Source organism: Streptomyces morookaense, assembly GCF_013030945.1.
GTDB classification, from domain to species: Bacteria; Actinomycetota; Actinomycetes; order Streptomycetales; family Streptomycetaceae; genus Streptomyces; species Streptomyces morookaensis.
The window spans coordinates 67,229-85,577 of record NZ_JABBXF010000015.1; the positions used below are offsets into that span (position 1 = coordinate 67,229).

Genomic DNA, 18,349 nt, shown 5'->3' on the forward strand with positions numbered 1-18,349 from the left:
CTGTCTCGCCGCGCTCAGCCGGCCGCGCCGTTGGCGGCGACGGCCCTCGTCACCGGGAGTGCGTCGGGGCGGTCCCCGTCCCACTCCAGTGTGAGCGTGAGGGATGCCTCGCCGGCGGTCTTGGCGAGGAAGACGCCTGCTTCCGCCGAGAGTTTCATGCCCAGTTCGAGGGTGATCCGGCTCGGCCGGCTCGGGAGATCGGCGAGTCGGCCGACGACGGCGTGGGCCGCATCCCGCACACTGTCCAGACCGCGCTCCAGGGTGTGCGCGGCGTGCGGGACGGTCCCGTTGCCGCGGGCGACGCGTACGACCGCCTGCGGGTCGTCGTCGATCTCGACGAGCACGGACCCGCCGTTTTCGAGCGGGACGCTGATTATGTTGGGCATGGGTGGCTCCCCCTCGTTCTGTTCCGTTGACGTTGACGTTGCCGTTTGTCGCCTGTCGCCGACGGAACATCTGAAACGTGCGGGGCACGCTAGCGGGTTGTGCGGCGGCGGGGATGGTGTTCGGGGGAAGCGTCACCCGTGCGTGCGGCGGCGGGGTACGGCCGACGGTGGGAGCGGTCGGGGCCCCACAGCCACAGCAGAAGCACCAGACAAGCCGCCAGGCAGCCACCGGCCGTGGCCAACAGGGCGGTGTGGGTAGCGGATTCGGCCCCTGCGCCCCCGTCAGGATCCGCGACGGAACCGGTCAGGCCGACGCCCAGGCCGGCCGCCACCGTGATGACGGTCTTGGTCACCCCGGACGCCTCACCGGCCCGCTCCGGCCTGATGACCCCCTGCGTGGCGACGAGCGTGAGGGCGTTGCCCATGCCCAGCACGGCACCGCCCACCGTGGCGACGGCCAGGTACACGGCAAGTCGCGGTGCCCACACCAGGCCTGCGAGCACCGCCACACCGATCCCCGGACGGGAGGCCAGCCCACGGAAGGAGCAAGGCACAGGGACAGCCGGCCCTGACTCAGTCCCGGCTCGGCACGACAGCACGATCGTCCGTCACCCGAGCCCTCCCGAGAAGGCCTCACAGCAACGCCGCAGCCGGCGCCAGCGCAGCGAGGACGCAGCTGGTCGCATCGAAGGCGTCGGCGAAGTCGGCGGCACGCACAGGGTGTTCGGGCTCCTGCGGACTTGCGCCCAGGAAGGCGCGGTACAGCGCACCGATGGCGGCGACGCCGAGGGCCATGCCCGCCTGGGTGACCGTGTTCAACACGCCCGAACCGGCTCCTGCGTCGTCCGGATGGACACGCGCGAGGACGGTGTCGATCAGCGGAGCCACCACAAGCCCTTGGCCGAAGCCGGAGATGCCCATGATGCCGGCCAGGTACAGGGCTTGGGGCCCGTCTCCGTGCCGGTCACCGTCGGCACGGCGCACAGACTCACGGCCATGGTGATGGCTCCGCCGATCGATACGCGGATGCCGAACCTGGCGGCGAGCCGGCGGCAGGCGGAGGAGGAAGATCATGCGCCAGCCGAGGCCCGCCACATCCAGGTCGAGCAGCAGCCCGCCGCCGACGAGCCCGGCGATGACGCCGGAGCCGATGGAGGCCCCGTAGGCGCCCACCGCGCGGGAGCGGTCCCGGTCGTGCACGAAGACGGCCCGGAGGATGGAGAGGACCTGAGGTGCCATCAGGGCCGCCGAGAGGCCCTGGAGGACGCGTGCGGCGACGAGGGTGTTCGCCGAGGGGGCGAGAGCGCACAGCAGTGAGGTGACCGTGAAGGCGGCGACTCCCCACTGGAACACCTTCTTGCGCCCGACGCGGTCGCCCAGCCGGCCGCCCGTCACCATGCCCGCGGCGTAGGCGATCACGTAGCCGTCGATCACGAACTGCATCTGGCCGAACCCGGCGTGCAGGTCGGACTGGATCTCCGGGACCGCGACGCTGACGATGAACATGTCGATCTGGCTCATGAACATCGCGAGCAGTACGACCCCGAGTCCGGCCCACTCACGGGCAGTCGGGCCGCTCTCGCGGGGCCGACGGCCGCGCCGCGCGAGGCTGACGCACCCTCGCCCTTCAACGGTTCCCTTGCTGGTTGCTCGACGGCCTGTCCGACGAGCAGCGCGAGGCGCGCGCCGAACTGCTGCGCACACTCCTGAACGACGTGCAGGCCAAGCTGAACGTCCATGGCGTCTCCCACGTGGGCCACCCCTGACGGAAGGCCGCGCCGTCAGTCTCCCCTGACGCCTCACACAGCCATCCGCACCGCTTCCAGGAACTCCGGCCACGAGGGCATCCTCCGGCCCGGCAGGGCACTCTCCAGGCTGAGCTGCAAGGTACGACGCAGCGGATGCGGCGACTGCATGATGGCCGCGTTCCGTGCGGCCAGCCGGTCGAGTTCGGCCGGAGTCGGCTGCCGGTCGCTCTTGGTGCCGTTGCACGCGGCGTGTGCAGGAGCAAGGTTCCACAGGGCGTCCAGATCGGGGCCGTGCCAGGAGCCGACGCTTCTGAAGCGGTGCATCAGGGAGAACGGAAAGACGTGGTCGACGGCTGCGGCATCGCCCGGGGACAGGACCTCGTCGCAGATCAGGCAACGGCCGTGCTGGAAGCCCACCGTGGCCTCGATGATGCCCGTCACCGGGCGGCGGCGGCGCTTGTCGGTGATCTTCAGGGCGGCCCGGTCGACGGAGACGCCCTGCTCGACCAGACTGCGGCCCACGCCCGCCGCGAAGGAACTCTCCACGATGTTCCACCGCGCGCCCAACTCGGCTTTCAGCACCGCCGCTTGTTCCGACTGCGCCAGGCGGCGCAGGGCCGGGGTGAGACGCACCACGCGCCGGCGGCCCGTCCCGGCCAGCTCGTAGAAGGTGTCGGGAACAGCCGTGTCGCCGCGCAGGTTGTGGAACTTCTGCATCACCATCGCCGGCATGGAGCGCTCTGCGGCCGCCAGCAGTCGCTCGGTGGGGCGGCCGCCGGCCAGTGTCGCGGCGCTCTCCTGCGCCGCGACGGTGAGGAAGTCCTTCTCGCCCAGCTCGGCGGCCTGCGGCGCCTGCGGATCCCGGGCCAGGTGGCGCACCATGGCCAGGCTGTACGAGGCGGCGAGGTCGGCAAGCCGGACGTCCTCCCGACCGTGTCGGCCGAACTCCAGCAGGGCCTCCCCCAGCGCGAACTTGTACGTGCGCGAGTTGGCCCCCATCAGCACGGCCAGCCGCCAGGACGCACGCGCCGACGCGTCCCGGGCGTAGAACTCCCGCCCGTTCATTCTTCGCCCTTGCGAAGGGGGTTGCGCAGGGCGACCGTCTGCCACCGCACCTCGGCCCGGCCGAGCCGGTCCGCGCCCTCCTCCACGAGCCGTACCAGGCGCAGCCCGGCTCGTTCACCGTCCCGCGCGACCTCCTCGGCGGGTACGTCGAACATCACCCGGTCCGGCGGCGGGGATCCGCGCCGCAGCGAGAGCATCAGCAGGCCCGCCGGAGCCAGCAGCGCGGCCAGCCGCTCCATCGCGCGCCCGCGTGCAGCCGGCGGGAGGTGCATCCACACCGCCGACAACAGCACCACGTCGAACGTGCCGTCGATCCGGGGCAGTTCGGGAAGGGAATCCTCCACCCAGTGGATGTCCCCGCCCGGGTGCAGCCGTTGTGCGACGTCCCTCATCTCGCGCACCGGTTCCGCGGCCACCACCCGGTAGCCGCGCCGTGCCAGCGCCGCGGCATCCCGGCCCGTGCCGGCTCCGACGTCCAGCGCTGCTGCCGTACCCGACGGCAGCAGATCCAGTATGCCGCCGTGCACCTCCTCGAAGGTGACGCTCCCGTACTGCTGCCCGAGACGCTCGGCGTTGTGTGCGTAGTACGGCTTCATGCGACCAGCCTAGACACGCCCTGACGCCGGGCATCGAGCCGGGACCGGATCAGCCTTCGGGGAACAGCACCTTGGCCACATGATGCGTGTCGGCGTACTCCCGCACCGACTTGATCTTCCCGTCGCAGACGGTGAACACCGCCGCGCACCGGTTGTCGTACGCCGCCCCGTCGGCCGCCGTGGCCTTCGACGTCCATTCGGCCAGCACCTGCTCGCCGTCGGCGAAGGCGTTGACAAGCTCGATGACGACCGGCGCGGAGGTGTCCAGGTACCGGACCATGCCGCCGAGGAAGTCGTCGACGATCACGTCGCGGCCCTCCCACACCCGGGAGACCGGCAGGCTGCCCGGGTACAGCCACGTCGCGTCCTCGGCGAAGCTGTCGCGGACGACGTCCAAGTCCCCGTCGCGGACTGCCTCCACGTAGCGGACGACGACGGTCTTCGGGTCGGTGACGGTGCTCATTCCGGTGCTCATTTCGGTGCTCATTCCGGTACTCCTGAAAGGTGGCGTTCAACTCACGGACGGTCAACGGACGGTCAAGCGACCGTGAGAACCGCGTTGCCGCGGATCCCCCGGCCGCGCAACCGGTCCAGGACCTCGGCGGTCTCGGTCCATTCCGCCACCACGCCCACCTCCGGGTGCAGGCGCCCGGCGGCGACCAGGCGGACCAGCGTGCTGAGATCCTCCCCATAGGTCACGTCCGCGTCGGCGTAGTGGAAGTGCCGGATGGTGGCCGACTCCGGGCCGGTGAAGAAGTCGAAGAAGTTCAGCGTGACCGGCTCCCGGCTGGCCTGGCCGAACCACACCAGCGTGCCGCGGGGGGCGAGTTTGGCCAGCGCCACCGGCAGGTTCGGCCCGCCCGTGGACTCCAGGACCACGTCGAACAGTCCGTCCGCGTCGGCGACCGCGTGCACGACGCGGGCCGCGCCGAGCTCCAGCAGCCGGCTGCCGCGCTCCGCGGATCCGCTGACCGCGGTGATCTCGGCACCGGCCGCCGCAGCGAGCTCGACGAAGTAGTGTCCGACGCCGCCGGAGGCCCCGGTGATCAGGATCCTGCGGCCGGCGACCGCGCCGGCAACGCGCAGCAGCCGCAGTGCGGTCAGACCGGCCAGCGGCAGCGCCGCGGCGGTCAGGCACGACACCTCGTCCGGCAGTTCGGCCAGCGAGTCCGTGGGGACGGCGACGTACTCGGCCCAGCCGCCGGCCGGCGGGTGGCCGACGACCCGGCGGCCCACCGCGGGGCCCGATCCGTCCGCCGCGGCCTGGACGACGAGCCCGGCGATGTCCTTGCCGGGGCGCCAGTCCGGGCGCGGCGCCTCCAACTGGAAGGTCTCGCCCCGATTCACGGAGTACGCCTCGACCTTGACGAGCACCTCGTCCGGCCGCGGGCGCGGCTGGTCCACCGTGGCGAGCCCGACGGCCGGACTGGTGCGGCCGGTGGCGGTCATGGCCTTCATCGTGGTTCCTCTCCCGGTTCCCGGCCGCGTCCCTTTGCCGCGGCCGACGGCGAGATCAAGAAAACCGCCCAGGTGGAAGCCCGGTCCAACAACTGAACGGCCGGTTTGACAACCAACGGTGGTCCGGCAGAGTGGCGGAGTGGATCTCGACCTCGCGCAGGTGCGCGCCTTCCTCGCGACCGCCGACCGGCTGCACTTCGGGCAGGCCGCCGAACAGCTCGCGGTGAGCCAGCAGGCGCTCTCCAAACGGATCGCCCGTCTGGAGAGCGGACTCGGGGTGCAGCTGTTCCTGCGCGGCGGGCATGCCGTCGAACTCACCGAGGCCGGGCGCCGCTTCCTGGAGCCCGCGCGCCGGACCCTGGCCCAAGCCGACCGCGCGGTGGCCGCCGCGCGGCACGTCGACCGGCCGCTGCGCATCGACTTCTGGGGCCACCTGTTCGCGCCGATGCGGACCCTGCGCCCGGTCGTCGACCACCTGACGGGCACGGGCCCCGCCGTCGAGACCGGGCCGGGCCGCGACCTGCCCGGTGTCCTCGATGCGCTCGGCCGGGCCGCGACCGACGTCGGCTTCGGCCGGGTCCACCGGCTCGGCAACACCGCCCAGGACTCCGCGTACACGCACCGGCTGGTCCGGCTCGAACCCGTCGACGTCGTGGTCGGCGCCGGGCACCGGCTCGCCGGCCGCTCCGAAGTGCGCCCCGAGGACCTCCGGAGCAGTGTGCTGTGGTGCCCCGCCGCGCTGGAACGGCTCGACTTCTACCGGCACTTCGCCGAACACTTCGGCATACCCGCCGCATCCGGTCCGGCGAACCTCGGCGTCGACCACTTCCTGGAACAGGTGGCAGCCGACCCGGCGCGCTGCGCGCTCGTACCCGCCGGCATGGACCTGCCGGACCGGGCCGCCCGGATCCGGTGCATCCCGCTCGTCGACCCGACACCGCTGTACGCCTGGTCGTTGATGTGGCGCGCGTCCGACACGCATCCGGGCGTGGAGCAGTTGCTGCGCGCGTTCGCGGACGTCGGCGGCCGCAGCCGCTGGCTCGAATACCGGCCGGGCCGGGACTGGCTCCCGGAGGCCGATGTCCAGGACTACTGCTCCGCGCCTGCCGCTCCGGGCGGGACGCGGCCGTGAAGCAGTCCGCGTTCCCCCAGTGCGTCTCAGGCAGTGCGGCTCAAGGGGCGGACCGGCCGGGCGTCCCGAACGGATCGTGGTGGATGCGGTGCGGCGCCGTGCCGTTGAGGGTGAGCGCCTGGCGGGCCGAAGCGACCATCTGTGCCGGGCCGCTGAGGAAGACGTCGTGCTCGTACCACGGGCCGTATTCGGCCAGCACATCCGGCAACGCGCCCCGGATTCCCGGGATCTGCTCGTGCGAGACCGCGCTCTTGACCGTCAGCCAGTGGTGCCGTTGGGCCAGGCGCAGCATCTCGTCGAGCCCGTACAACTCCGCCACGGTGCGGGCGCCGAGGAACAGCTGCACGTTGTGGCGTCCTCCTCGGCGGTCCACCTCTTCGATGAGTGCGCGGATCGGGGCGAGGCCGGTTCCGCCTGCCGCGAAGAGAAGTTCCCTGTGGCCGGCCGCGTCCAGGACCATGTCGCCCATCGGGGGCCCCAGCCTGATCACATCGCCCACCGCCGCCCGGTGCACCAGCGCACCGCTGACCGTGCCGCCGTCCACCGCGCGCACATGAAAGGTGAGGGTGCCGTCCTCGCGCGGCGCGTTGGCGACGGAGTAGTAGCGCCATCGCTTCGGCCACCAGGGCGTCTCGATGCTCACGTACTGGCCGGCGGCGTACTCGTAGGCGTCATGGGGGCGCACCGTGATCTCGGCGATGCCGTGGCCGCGCGAGAAGCGGTGCACCACCGTCGCGGGCCATGTGGCGGGCCGTACCGCCTCGTCCCGCTCGGCCGCGCCGATCATCATCTGGGCGACCGCGCCGTACGCCTTCGTCCAGGCCGCGGCGGTCTCCGGGGTCCATGCGGGTCCGGCGTAGCGGGCCAGGGTGTCGAGGAGGCATTCGCCCACGGCCGGGAAGTGTGCGGCGAGAGTACCGAATTTACGGTGGTCACGGCCGAGTTGTTCGTAGAAGCGGACCAGGTTCTCGGGGTCGTCGACCAGGTCCACGATGCGCAGGAGCGCGCGCAGCAGGCGGTCGCGCTGTGGATCCATCTCCGGCGGGAACATCGAGCGGACACCGGGGTGGCGGGCGAACAAGATCGCATAGAAATAGACCGTGATCTCTCCCGCCAGGGGTTCGACCACCGACAGGGAAGTTCTTATGAGATCCGCCTCGTGGTCCGACAAAGGCGCTTCGACGGTCCTCGGCATTCCGGCGAACAGGGTCTCGGCGGGCGCCGGGGCCTCCCCGGACGGGCGTGCGTGTCTGCTGCCCGGAAGAGCGAACCGGAATCTCACGGGGTCGACGCTCCCGAGTCCTCCGGATTGCCGGATCTCCATCTGAAGCGGGCTGCAAGGGAATCGCATGAATCGCGCAGGGCCAACATGAATCCTCATGGGAGTGCAGAGTCGACGAAGCGGACGGAGCGCTTCCGGATGTCACACGATCCTCAATGAGGTCCACGGGGTGGGGAAGAGAGGTATCCGCCAGAACTCGGGGCGGCTTCTTGTGGCATTGCCCCGGCCGAATCCGGACGGTGTACTGATTTTGGGGCACATATCGAGCCGGGGGCGGCAATCGCCCCCGGCCCCGGCTTTTCCGGTGCGCTACGAAACCTTTACTTCGGCGATGCCCGTGCGGGATGCGGCATCGGCGCGGCCCCGCACGTCCACCCGCACATACCTCGCCGTCACCGGCGTGCCCTTGCCCGTGCCCTTGCCCGGGGCGGCGCGCCAGTGCCGCCCGTCCACGGACAGCCGGACGCCGTACGAGACCGGTTCCGGGCCGCTCCACGTCGGGACGACCCCGGTGACGCGTACGGCCTTGCCCAGGTCGACGGTCAGGGCGCCTTCCGCCCCGTCCGGGACCCACGCCGTCGCCGTGTTGCCGTCGACCGCGGCGGCCGCGTACATCCCCGGCTCCTCCGAGGAGGCGGTGGCCGTGGCGCAGCGGGCCGGGTTGTCGGTCGGGGCGAGGTCCGGGCGACGGGTCTTGAGGACCACCGGGGCGGCCTTGGAGAGGACGTGTTCGCCCTGTGGCGTGTCCAGGCTCATCGGCGCGCCCTCCGTGAGCCGGACCGTGGTCTCGTGGGCGCCGAGCGCGATGTCGTACGTGCGGCCCTGCCAGTGCAGCCCGCGCAGGGTGACGCCGCGGCCGAGCTGCGGGGGCAGCATCGGGTCGAGGTGCAGCCCGTTCTCGCGCATGCGCATGCCGGTCAGGCCGTTGGTGAAGATCTGCAGGAAACCGCCCTTGCCCGTGAGGAAGTCCTGCGCGGGCGAGCCGGCCAGCGGGTCCTCGGCCCCGGCCTTGGCGCCGCGGGCCTCCGAGAACCCGGCGAACGGGCCGCGTACGAACGGCCTGATGGAGCGCTGCAGGTAGGTGTAGACCGAGCAGCCCGGTTCGTCCGCAGCGGCGGCGGCTATGGCGTGCACGGAATCCGTCATGGCGGGGCCGTCGGGGTCGGTCCGCCGGGCGTAGTAGTCGAGGGTGGCGGCTGCGGCGCCCGGCGGCATGGGCCATTCCAACGGGTACGTCAGCAGCACCGTGTCCGCTTGCTTGATCTTGCTGCCGCGGTAACCGTCGTACTGCTCATAGACCTTGCGCTGCGCGTCGTACGGGATCCTGATCCGGTCGGCGATCGCCGACCACTCCCCCGGGGCCCGCTCGCCCAGCAGTTGTGCGGCGCGCGTGGCGTTGCGCAGTGCGGTGACGGCGCCGGCGTTGGTGAAGACGGCGTCGTCGACGCCGTTGCTGTACTCGTCGGGTCCGGCCGTGTCCTTGATCGAGTAGCTGCCGTCCGCGTTGCGGCTCACCCTCCCGGACCAGAACTCGGCTATGCCCTTCATCATCGGCCAGCCGTGCGTGCGCAGCCAGTTGGTGTCGCCGGTGGCGAGGTAGTACTGCCACACGGCAAGGGATATGTCCGATTGCAGGTGTATCTGGGTGCGGCAGTGGGGCGGGTCCACGCTGTGGCACTCCTGGGCCAGGTCGCCCTTGCTGCCGCTGTTCCAGGGGTAGAAGAGCCCCTGGTAGCCGAGCTTCCGGGCGTTCTCACGGGCCCCGGCGAGCGTCCGGTAGCGGTAGTCGACGACGGTCCTGGCGAGGTCGGGTGCGGTGGCCAGCAGGGCCGGGTACATCCAGGTCTCGGCGTCCCAGAACACGAGGCCCGCGTAGTTGTCGCTGGTCAGCCCGGTCGGGGCGATGCTGTTGCGGGCGCCTTCCCGGGTGCTGGACAGCAGCCCGTACTGAGCGGAGCGGACCCAGGCCTGCAGGTCGCTCCGGCCCGGTATCCCGATGTCCGCCCGCCAGAGCCGGGCCCAGGCGGCGGTGTGGTCGCGCAGCAGCCCTTCCCAGCCGCGGCGGGCGGCGCGCTGCGACGCGGCGGTGGCATCCCGGCGGGGCGCGTGCGAGGTCAGGGCGGTGTCCACGCCCACGTACTTGGTGAGTTCGTACGTGTGGCCCTTGCGGACGGGGAAGGTGAGGGACTGCTGTGCGCTCAAGTCCCGTGCGGCGTGCGGGGATCCGGCCTGCGAGCTGTGCACGCCGTGGCCGGCGCGGAGGGTGGAGGCGACGGCGCCGTCGGTGTCCGTGCCGTCGGTGCGGAAGGCCACGTCCACGGTGCGGGCACCCCGACCGCCCGCCGTCGTCCGGTCGCCGCCGCCGGTCTGCCGCATGCGCCGGGCGCCGTGTCCGTCGATCCGGTCGGTGACGGTGGCCTCGCCGCTCCAGTGCGGTGTCATGCGCAGCCGTACGGCGCCGACGTGGGGGTCGTTGCGGTCGGCGAGCACGTCGTAGACCAGGTCGGTCTTGCGGCCGTCGGCCGCAGTCCAGGTCAGGGAGGTCCGGACGATGCCGCAGCGCAGGAAGAGGCTTTGGCGGTAGCCGGATATTCGGCCCGGTTTCGTCAAAGAGTTGAACGTATCGGCTTGTTCGCCACTGGTTCCGACGTCGAGCGTGGTCCAGGTGGGCAGGGCCGCGACGGCCTGCCGGTCCCCGGCGGTCTGCGGGCTGTGTGCGTAGAGCCCGGACACGAACGAGCCGTCGTAGCCCGGGGTGAAGAGCGGCCAGCCGGTCTTGGCACTGCTGTCGGTGTAGCCGGCGCCGTTGGGCGGTACGCGCTGGCCCAGGTAGCCGTTGCCGACGTAGGCGTGGTGGGTGTCGTCGGCATCGATGCGGGTCGAGTCGAGTGTCCAGCCCTCGCCTGTACGGCAGTTGCCGATGGGCGGGGCGGAGACGGGAGGTTGTGGTGCGGGCGCGGCGGCCGCGGGCGGTGCCGAGGCGACGAGTGCGCCAGCGAGAAGCAGTGCGGGCAGGCGGGCGGGGCGCAGACGTGCGCGCACGCCTGGGGAGTACGTCATTGTTCTCCGGTCGTCTTGATCTCCTGCGAGAGTCCCGCGACCTTAAATTTAGTGAACACATGACGTCAACAGGCGCGCGTTTTCATGCGACTTCCGAAGGGGATGCAGTGACGGAGACCTTGGCTCAGAACGTCACCAGAGGGAGCGCATCGGCTTTGACACCGTTGAAGTCGCGTGCAGAGAGGAAGTGGGAGCCTCGCTCCGCACCGTCCGCCGACAGATGGCCGCACTGATGCAGCCCGCTGGGGGCGACCAGCCGGTTCGGGGCGGGGCTGAAGGCGGCACAGCGGGGCCGGCCCCGAGGCGTGTCCGGCGGACAAGCCCTGGGTACGCCCCGCCGCTTCAGGACCGGCGTCCGTTCAGGACTGCGGTCGCCTGCCGTGGTTGGCGCCCTTCATGCGGGCTTTCTTCTTCTTGCGGCGCCGTTTCGAGGACATGACGTCCCTCCTCTCCCGTGCGCTTCCTGCCAATTTATCCCCATTGGCGGAGGCCCGCCGGTCGAGCGGCCGAGCACCCCGGTGTCGAAGGAAGTGCAGACCGACTCCAGGGCCGCCAGCCGTGCGAACGAGCACGAGTGCCGCCGGTCAGCCCATCAGGCGCCTTCCCTGTTCAGAACATCAACTCCCCTGCCGGGTAGCCGTTTCCGATCTTCTTTCTGGGTCCGTAGCCGCCCTTGCCGTCGCCCGGGAAGGACCACAGATCGCCGGCCCCGTCCCGGCCGGCCAGGTCGGGCAGGCCGTCGCCGTCGAGGTCGCCGGGAGCGGTCAGGGCGGTGTACGTCTGCCAGCCGTTGCCGATCTTCTGCCGCGGGGCGTAGCCTCCGCTGCCGTCGCCCTTGTACAGCCACAGGTCGCCGGCAACGTCCCGCCCGATCAGGTCGGGGCGGCCGTCTCCCGAGAAGTCGCCGGGCGCCAGGAGAGCGGTGTAGATCTGCCAGCCGTTGCCGATCTTGACGGGTGCGGCGAAGCCGCCGTCGGCCGAGCCCCGGTACAGCCACAGGTCGCCGGCCGTGTCCCGGCCGATGGCGTCGGGGCGGCCGTCCCCGGAGAAGTCACCCGGCGCGAGAAGGGTGTCCATCGTCTGCCAGCCGCTGGAGACCTGTACCCGGGTGCCGCCCGAGTAGGTGCCGGTGTCGAGCTCGGCAGGGTAGCGCCACAGCGTTCCGGCCTTGTCGACGGCGAGCACGGTGTTCCCGTCGTGCGCGACCGACCGCATCATGTTCCAGCCGGTGCCCACCTTGCAGGCGCCGGTGACTCCGCCGTCCGGCCGGCCTGCGTAGCGGAAGAGGCCGCCGGCCGCGTCCCTGCGGAAAACGCGGCCCGCTCCCGGGTCGAGCGGGCCGCAGTCGGCCCAGTACGCCGCGCCGCGCAGCAACCGGTGGTCGGAGACCTTGGTGTCCAGGGGGAGGACATCGGCCTTGACGCCCTTGAAGTCGCGTGCGGAGAGGAAGAGGTAGTCGATCTTCCGCTGACCGAAGGTGGCGTCACCGGAGCGACAGCGGCTCCTGGACGGTGCGCAGGCGGTGGTGAAGCGGTCCTTGTCGGTCTCGTCGGCCTCGAGGAAGGAACCCTGGCCGCCGTCGCCGATGCCCGTGTCGTAGAAGGTGGAGAGCGCGGCCGACCGGGGCTGGTCGTTGAAGTCGCCACCGAGGACGACGGGGATCCCGGCCTTCTCCCACTCGGCGGTCTGCGCCGCCAGCGTGCGGGCCTCGGCCTCACGGAGGGTGGCGTCGTTCTTCCAGTAGAGGTGCACCGAGCAGGCCCAGTTGCCCCGGCTCTGGGCGTAGTTCTTCACGCAGGGGCTCTTGATGGGCTCGGCCTCGTCGCCCGCGGTCAGGTCCAGCACCTTCGTGTCGGTGACCGGACCCCTGGCGAGAACGGCCATCCCGTAGTCGGCACCGCCGCACACCGCGTCCTTCCCGGCTGTTGCTCCCTTGCCCGGGAGCGTCGCGGTGTACAGGCCGTGGAAGCCGAGCGGGGCCAGTTTCTGCTCGATGGCGTCGTACTGCGGCCGGCACACCTCCTGGAGGAAGATCTGGTCGGCGCCCCAGGTTCCGACAGTGGCCTCGTCGACCACGGTGTCAATGCGGCGCTGGTTGTCGTACCCCTTGGCGTCGGTGCACATGTTGCCGCAGATGTTGTAGCTGACGAACCGCAGAGGAGGGGCATTGCCGGTCGAAACAGTGTCCGCCTGGGCGGCCGTCGCGCTCATGAACCCTCCGGCGCACATCGCCAGCAAGGAACACATCGTAAAAGCAAGGGAGTTGAGACGTCTCACAAGTAACTCCTGTGAACGGTGGGCGGAGGGGACGAGGAGAAGGCCCGGGCCCGCAGGAAGGGCCCGGGCCGGGAAGTGCTGCGCCTCCTACCAGTTGGTGCCGATCTGCACCCGGGAGCCGCCGGTGAAGTCCGGACCGGAGTAGCGGTACAACTTGTGGTCGGCGGGGTCGATCGCGAGCAGGTCCGGCGCTCCGTCGCCGGTGACATCGCCGATGCCCGTGATGCCGGTCATGGCGTCCCAGTGGGCGCCGATCTTGACCTTGGTGCCGCCGTTGTAGTTCGGACCGGAGTAGCGGTACAGGTCACCGTTGCTCTTGTCCACGGCGATGATGTCGGCCACCCCATCACCCGTCAGGTCGCCGACACCCACGATGGTGGAGTAGGCGTTCCATCCGTTGCCGATCTTGACCTTCGAACCGCCGTTGAAGTCGGGGCCCGAGTACCGGTACAGGTCGCCGGTCTTCTTCTCCACCGCGATGATGTCCGGCACACCATCACCGGTCAGGTCGCCGACCGCGGTGATGTTCGTCATCGAGTCCCAGCTGGTGCCGATCTTGGCCTTGGAGCCGCCGTTGTAGTTGGGGCCCGAGTAGCGGTACAGGTCACCGTTCTCCTTGTCGACGGCCAGGATGTCCGGCACGCCATCACCGGTGACGTCGCCGACGCCGACGATGTCGCTCATGCCGTTCCAGCCGTAGCCGAGCTTGACCCGCGAACCGCCGCCGAACGACGGGCCCGAGTACCGGTACAGGTCGCCGGTCTTCTTCTCCACCGCGATGATGTCCGGCACGCCATCACCGGTCAGGTCGCCGACCGGAGTGAGGTGGGCCATGTTGGACTGGGGGGCCGGGGGCTCCACCGGGAACGGATCGGCGTGGTCGCCGGCGAGACCGGCCCCGGCGCCGCACCTTCCCCAGGCACCCGCACCCTGAGTGGCCAGGATCTTCTCGGCGATCCGTATCTGCTGCTCCTTGGTCGCCTGGTGGGGGTAGGCGGCGTACTGCGTGCCGCCGAAGGCGTCCCAGGTCGGCTTCCAGATCTGCAGACCGCCGTAGTAGCCGTTCCCGGTGTTGATGCTCCAGTTGTCGGTGGATTCGCAGTGGGCGACCTTGTCCCAAGTGGCGACGGAGGCGGCGGCGGCCGGCTGCGCGGGGAGCAGGAAGACGCCGAGCGCGGCGGCCGGAACGGTGACCACGGCCGCCCGCAGGCTTGCGCGAAGGGATCGGCGCTGCGGGGAGCCTGCCGTTCTCCGGCGCGTCCGGTGCCCGTTCGGCTCCGGGTGGTGGTCATGTTGCTGCGAGGGTACGGACATGGGCGACTGCGTGGACAAGGTGAACCTCGGTTCTGCGCCAGGATGAAAAGGGGAAGGACCCACCACCCCTCGTCCGGCAGCGGAGAGGTGTCCGCCGCCGGACGGAATGGTGGAGCGAAAGGCGTTACGCCGACTACCAGTTGGTTCCGATCTGCACCCGGGAGCCGCCGGTGAAATCCGGGCCGGAGTAGCGGTACAGCTTCTGGGTCGCCTGCTCCACCGCGATCAGGTCCGGGACCTTGTCACCGTTCAGGTCGCCGACCCCCGCCATATTGATCATGGAGTCCCAGTGGGTGCCGATCTTGACCTTGGTGCCGCCGTTGTAGTTCGGACCGGAGTAGCGGTACAGGTCACCGGTCTCGTTGTCGACGGCGATGATGTCGGCCACCCCATCACCCGTCAGGTCGCCGACGCCGACGATCGCGGAGTAGACGTTCCAGCCGCTGCCGATCTTGACCCTCGAACCGCCGTTGTAGTCGGGGCCCGAGTAGCGGTACAGGTCACCGGTCTTCGTCTCGACCGCGATGATGTCCGGCACACCGTCACCGGTCAGGTCACCGACCGCCGTGACGTTGGACATCGAGTCCCAGTGGCTGCCGATCTTGACCTTGGAGCCGCCGTTGTAGTTGGGGCCCGAGTAGCGGTACAGGTCACCGGTCTCGGCGTCCACGGCGATGATGTCGGGCACGCCGTCGCCGGTCAGATCGCCGACGCCGACGATGCTGCTGATCGAGTTCCAGCCGTAACCTATCTTCACCCGGGCGGAACCGCCGGTGTAGTCGGGGCCCGAGTAGCGGTAGAGGTCGCCCGTCGCGGTCTCCACCGCGATGACGTCGGTGAACCCGTCGCCGTTCAGGTCACCGACCGCGGTGACGTTCGTCATGCCCTTGTCGGGCACGGTCACGGGCGCTTCGAGGACGCGGTTGTAACGGTAGGGCTTGAAGCCGTTGTTGTTGATGTAGCTGCGGGAGTAGGTGGTCTTACGGGCGTTGGTGCCCGGTCTGGCGTGCTCCATGATGGTCGCGGTCGTGTGGCTGGAGTCCGTCCAGCCCGTGAAGAGCACGACGTGGCTGTCGATGTTGTTCAGCGCGTCGCCGGGCTGGAGGTCGTCCAGGCTGCCGAGCCGGGTGGAGTACTGGGGCAGCGTCCAGGTCGTCGCGCTGGTGGGCAGGTGCCAGGCCATGGACACCAGACCGGAGCAGTCGGTGCGATAGTTGCGCCCCTGGAGGTCCGGGTAGTAGGCGGACTGGCTGTAGGGAACCCCCTTGTCGATCCAGTACTGCACCCGCTGGATCGTCTCGGTGCGGCCGATCTCACCGCCGACCTGAGAGGTGGCGGCGGCCGTCACCGCCGCCATCCGTGGAGCGGGCGTGGCCTGGGAGGGGACGGTGACGCCCAGGACGACGGCTCCGAGCGTCGCGGCCAGGAGAGCCGAGCGGACGGCGCGGCGTCGTACGAGTGCGGGCATGCGAGAACTCCTTGATGTAGGGAAGGGCACGGCGAAGGGATGTGGGGAGGGGAGCACGGCAGGGCGGCGCGGACCCCGGCAGGTTCCGGAAATCCCCTGCGGAGAAAGGTCGGGCCCGAGTTACTCGATGCCGGGCCGGCCGGGAACACCGCACCGGGCCATGGCTATGGCTATGGCTATGGCCAGGCGGAGGGGCCCGGATGACGCTTCCGAAATACGGAAGTTGGCCCTCGGCGGCCCGCTGCCGCGCGTCGGTGTCTCAGGCGATGTCCGGGGACGATGAAGAGATTGCCGCCCTCATCGCCATGGCCGTACGTCGGACCTGCACGGAAAATCCCCCTGATGCTGTGAACTGTTCGTCGTGCTGCGGCAGGACCACGTGGCGCACGGAAAATCTTCCGGCTCCCCGGCGCCTCCCCCGGTGCCGTCTTTCACCCAGCATGTCGGAAGTACCGCCCGAAGTCCTTCGCCTGGAGCCCACAGTTCTTAGCAATCAGTTCACAGTGTGGGCTCGGGGCCCGAGGAGGGCTTGATGCCGGTAATCCTTGGGCGGCATGCCGTAGGCGGTACGGAAGGCGCGGGTGAAGTCGCCGGCACGGGTGAAGCCCCAGCGGACGGCGATGGCGTGGATGGTGGAGGAGCACATCGCGGGGTCGGCCAGGTCACGGCGGGCGCGCTCCAGGCGCTGGTGACGGATGAAGGCCGCGACCGTCTCGTGCTCGGACTGGAAGAGCCGGTGCAGATAGCTGGTGGAGATGTTGTGCGCGGCGGCGATCGCACTCGGGGTCAGTCCCGGGTCGTGAAGGTTCCGCTGGATATGGGACCGGATGCGCAGCACGAGAGTCCGGCTTCGGGTTTCCGGAGGAAGGGACTGATCAGCTTCCAGGACGTGAGCCAGCAGCGCGGACACCAGGTCGACCACAACAGTGCCCAGGCGCGGGCCGTCTGACGGCCGGTAGGGACTGCTGTCCGTCGTCAGCTGGGTGAGGAACTGTACGAGAAGGGCGCCCGGCCCTTCCTGGCCGGATATCCCCCGGGCGAACAGCCGGCCCATCTTGTCCTGCGACAGGTGCAGCAACGACTTGGGGATTTCGACACCGATCCCCGAGAAGAGGTCCGGGCCGTTGGAGGAGAAGACTTCGAAGGCCCGCGAGCTGTCGAGGACTTGCATCTCATGGGGCTTATAGACGGCCTTCTGGTCGTCCCAGGTGATCCGGTTGGTCCCGGAAAGGGGAATCGCGATGTGGTAGTGCTCGGGATCGGACTGGCGGATGAGTCTGGGAGTCCGCCTGAACCGAATGGCCTGGTGGGTCGCGGGCCAGACCTGGATCGCCCCGAGCTCCAGCACCCGCTGATGCGCCTGGTATTCCGCGGCGTCTTCACTGTGCAGGTCCACCGGTGCGTGGGTCTGGCCGACCTGCTCGCGCCAGGATTCGAACCGGACCGCGGCCGGCAGGCAGTCGGTTCGGAATTCGTACTCGTTCAGCATGCGGTTTGTCTCTCGGTGCGGCCCCTTCGAACCGTCACGATCGCACGAGCCGGGCGCTCCGTTCAATTGACGGGTCGCCAGCGGGCGCCGCCGTCCGGGTTCGCCTGCCTGCCGGGCCCACGGGCCAGTCCCTGTCCAGTTGTGCACGCTGAAGTCGGCCTCCCGCCCGGCCCACCCCGAAGCACGCCTCTCAGCCCTCGGCCTCGGTAGTCTTCCCGTGCCCGCAGAGCCTCGGAAGTCCTAGCTGACGTACCGCCAGCAAACCAGCGATTGGTCACCCCAGGAGCCCCGCATGAAGATGCTCATCAACGTGCCGGATACGTGAGACTTCGCAGGTCAGAGGCCACATGCGCGTCGTCGGGTCAGCAAACAGTCAGCATCGGACCTGGAGTGTGCGTATCGGAGGCGTCACCACGGCTCCCCGAGCCGGCGTCGGGGAACGAGAGCCATGGAACGCATCGGCAGAAACGCGGTAGGCACGGCCACGCTGCAGGGAACTGGCCAACCGACCTTTCAGAGCCCCTCGTTGAGCACCCTGGCTGCCCTGCCGATCGAAGCTAGGACGGCTGCCGCCTCGACTGGGCCTCAGGCTGTCCCGGCGCTCTCACCGGGACGGGCAGCATCTCGCCACGTGGGGCACGGAGCCTGCTCCGCGCCCGGACCGAGCTGCTGGCCAATGCCCCGGCCGATCTCGCCTTTCTGCTCTCCCTGGTGCAGGGGGAACACTCCCCGCCTAGGCGTTACGAGCTGTGGCGACCCGTCCGGGCCGCAGGATCCTGACTCACCTCGACTCGCACCCCGGGCAGCGCCCGTGGTTCAGCAGCGAGGGCACGCGGTGCCCGTGGCTGAAGTACTCGGTGTGATGCAGACCGTATGCGTCCACGGGGTGGCGGATCCTCTTCCCAGCCGTGTCCGCAGTCCAGGCACACGAACGCGTATGCCTCGCGGACCGAGGCCTCATGCGAAATCTTCTGCATGATCTTCACCCCTCATCCAGGCCGCCGGAGGCGAACCGTGAGCGGAGAACCCCTTCACCACCCATTATTGCACTATGCAAACTATGCGCCAAGCCGT

14 protein-coding genes are annotated in these 18,349 nt (G+C 70.0%); 1 reads left to right on the forward strand and 13 read right to left on the reverse strand.

What is annotated here, in order from left to right; all coding sequences use genetic code 11:
- Nucleotides 1–14: 14 nt before the first annotated feature.
- The 7 genes from HG542_RS08780 to HG542_RS08815 all read right to left on the reverse strand — a co-directional run bounded on the left by HG542_RS08780 (nucleotide 15) and on the right by HG542_RS08815 (nucleotide 5,244).
- A complete protein-coding gene (locus tag HG542_RS08780; protein WP_171079541.1) occupies nucleotides 15–386 on the reverse strand; it encodes a CU044_2847 family protein in 372 nt (123 codons plus the stop codon).
- Nucleotides 387–475: 89 nt separating this feature from the next.
- Entirely contained in the window at nucleotides 476–895 is a 420-nt protein-coding gene (locus HG542_RS08785) for a hypothetical protein (protein WP_171079542.1), read from the reverse strand.
- 124 nt (nucleotides 896–1,019) lie between these two features.
- A complete protein-coding gene (locus HG542_RS08790) occupies nucleotides 1,020–1,907 on the reverse strand; it encodes an MFS transporter (RefSeq protein ID WP_229922443.1) in 888 nt (295 codons plus the stop codon).
- A 278-nt stretch (nucleotides 1,908–2,185) separates the two neighbouring features.
- Entirely contained in the window at nucleotides 2,186–3,199 is a 1,014-nt protein-coding gene (locus HG542_RS08800; RefSeq protein ID WP_171079543.1) for an HNH endonuclease family protein, read from the reverse strand.
- On the reverse strand, nucleotides 3,196–3,795 hold the full coding sequence (locus HG542_RS08805) for a class I SAM-dependent methyltransferase (protein WP_171079544.1): 600 nt from the start codon (nucleotides 3,793–3,795) through the stop codon (nucleotides 3,196–3,198). Before HG542_RS08805 ends, HG542_RS08800 begins: the two co-directional genes overlap by 4 nt.
- A 49-nt stretch (nucleotides 3,796–3,844) precedes the next feature.
- Nucleotides 3,845–4,282, reverse strand: coding sequence for a nuclear transport factor 2 family protein (locus HG542_RS08810; protein WP_229922442.1), 438 nt, complete (start codon nucleotides 4,280–4,282; stop codon nucleotides 3,845–3,847).
- A 50-nt stretch (nucleotides 4,283–4,332) separates the two neighbouring features.
- The gene (locus tag HG542_RS08815; RefSeq protein ID WP_373313051.1) at nucleotides 4,333–5,244 is read right to left on the reverse strand and encodes a zinc-binding dehydrogenase; all 912 of its coding nucleotides are present in this window, start codon (nucleotides 5,242–5,244) and stop codon (nucleotides 4,333–4,335) included.
- Between the two features lie 148 nt (nucleotides 5,245–5,392).
- Here HG542_RS08815 and HG542_RS08820 point away from each other — a divergent pair, with 148 nt between their 5' ends.
- Nucleotides 5,393–6,385: a LysR family transcriptional regulator gene (locus HG542_RS08820; RefSeq protein ID WP_171079546.1), complete on the forward strand. Its 993-nt coding sequence runs from the start codon at nucleotides 5,393–5,395 to the stop codon at nucleotides 6,383–6,385.
- Nucleotides 6,386–6,425: 40 nt separating this feature from the next.
- Here the strand turns inward: HG542_RS08820 and HG542_RS08825 are convergent, their stop codons facing one another.
- From HG542_RS08825 to HG542_RS08850, 6 genes are all read right to left on the reverse strand, one after another.
- Nucleotides 6,426–7,667, reverse strand: coding sequence for a globin domain-containing protein (locus tag HG542_RS08825; RefSeq protein ID WP_227724141.1), 1,242 nt, complete (start codon nucleotides 7,665–7,667; stop codon nucleotides 6,426–6,428).
- Nucleotides 7,668–7,976: 309 nt separating this feature from the next.
- On the reverse strand, nucleotides 7,977–10,727 hold the full coding sequence (locus HG542_RS08830) for a discoidin domain-containing protein (RefSeq protein WP_171079547.1): 2,751 nt from the start codon (nucleotides 10,725–10,727) through the stop codon (nucleotides 7,977–7,979).
- Nucleotides 10,728–11,336: 609 nt separating this feature from the next.
- Nucleotides 11,337–12,938 carry an FG-GAP-like repeat-containing protein gene (locus tag HG542_RS08835; protein WP_229922441.1) on the reverse strand — a complete coding sequence of 534 codons (1,602 nt, stop codon included), beginning with the start codon at nucleotides 12,936–12,938 and terminating at the stop codon, nucleotides 11,337–11,339.
- A 153-nt stretch (nucleotides 12,939–13,091) separates the two neighbouring features.
- Nucleotides 13,092–14,201 carry a transglycosylase family protein gene (locus HG542_RS35650; protein WP_308110425.1) on the reverse strand — a complete coding sequence of 370 codons (1,110 nt, stop codon included), beginning with the start codon at nucleotides 14,199–14,201 and terminating at the stop codon, nucleotides 13,092–13,094.
- 250 nt (nucleotides 14,202–14,451) lie between these two features.
- Nucleotides 14,452–15,786 (reverse strand): FG-GAP repeat domain-containing protein, encoded by a 1,335-nt coding sequence (locus HG542_RS08845; RefSeq protein WP_171079550.1) that lies wholly within the window; start codon nucleotides 15,784–15,786, stop codon nucleotides 14,452–14,454.
- A 493-nt stretch (nucleotides 15,787–16,279) separates the two neighbouring features.
- Entirely contained in the window at nucleotides 16,280–17,275 is a 996-nt protein-coding gene (locus tag HG542_RS08850) for an AraC-like ligand-binding domain-containing protein (protein ID WP_171079551.1), read from the reverse strand.
- Nucleotides 17,276–18,349 lie beyond the last annotated feature (1,074 nt).

Coding starts and splice junctions, on each gene's coding strand:
- HG542_RS08780 (WP_171079541.1), bottom strand. CDS start 386: ATGCCCAACATAATCAGCGTCCCGCTCGAAAACGGCGGGTCCGTGCTC.
- HG542_RS08850 (WP_171079551.1), bottom strand. CDS start 17,275: ATGCTGAACGAGTACGAATTCCGAACCGACTGCCTGCCGGCCGCGGTC.
- HG542_RS08790 (WP_229922443.1), bottom strand. CDS start 1,907: ATGAGCCAGATCGACATGTTCATCGTCAGCGTCGCGGTCCCGGAGATC.
- HG542_RS08810 (WP_229922442.1), bottom strand. CDS start 4,282: ATGAGCACCGAAATGAGCACCGGAATGAGCACCGTCACCGACCCGAAG.
- HG542_RS08815 (WP_373313051.1), bottom strand. CDS start 5,244: ATGACCGCCACCGGCCGCACCAGTCCGGCCGTCGGGCTCGCCACGGTG.
- HG542_RS08835 (WP_229922441.1), bottom strand. CDS start 12,938: ATGAGCGCGACGGCCGCCCAGGCGGACACTGTTTCGACCGGCAATGCC.
- HG542_RS08830 (WP_171079547.1), bottom strand. CDS start 10,727: ATGACGTACTCCCCAGGCGTGCGCGCACGTCTGCGCCCCGCCCGCCTG.
- HG542_RS08800 (WP_171079543.1), bottom strand. CDS start 3,199: ATGAACGGGCGGGAGTTCTACGCCCGGGACGCGTCGGCGCGTGCGTCC.
- HG542_RS08805 (WP_171079544.1), bottom strand. CDS start 3,795: ATGAAGCCGTACTACGCACACAACGCCGAGCGTCTCGGGCAGCAGTAC.
- HG542_RS08845 (WP_171079550.1), bottom strand. CDS start 15,786: ATGCCCGCACTCGTACGACGCCGCGCCGTCCGCTCGGCTCTCCTGGCC.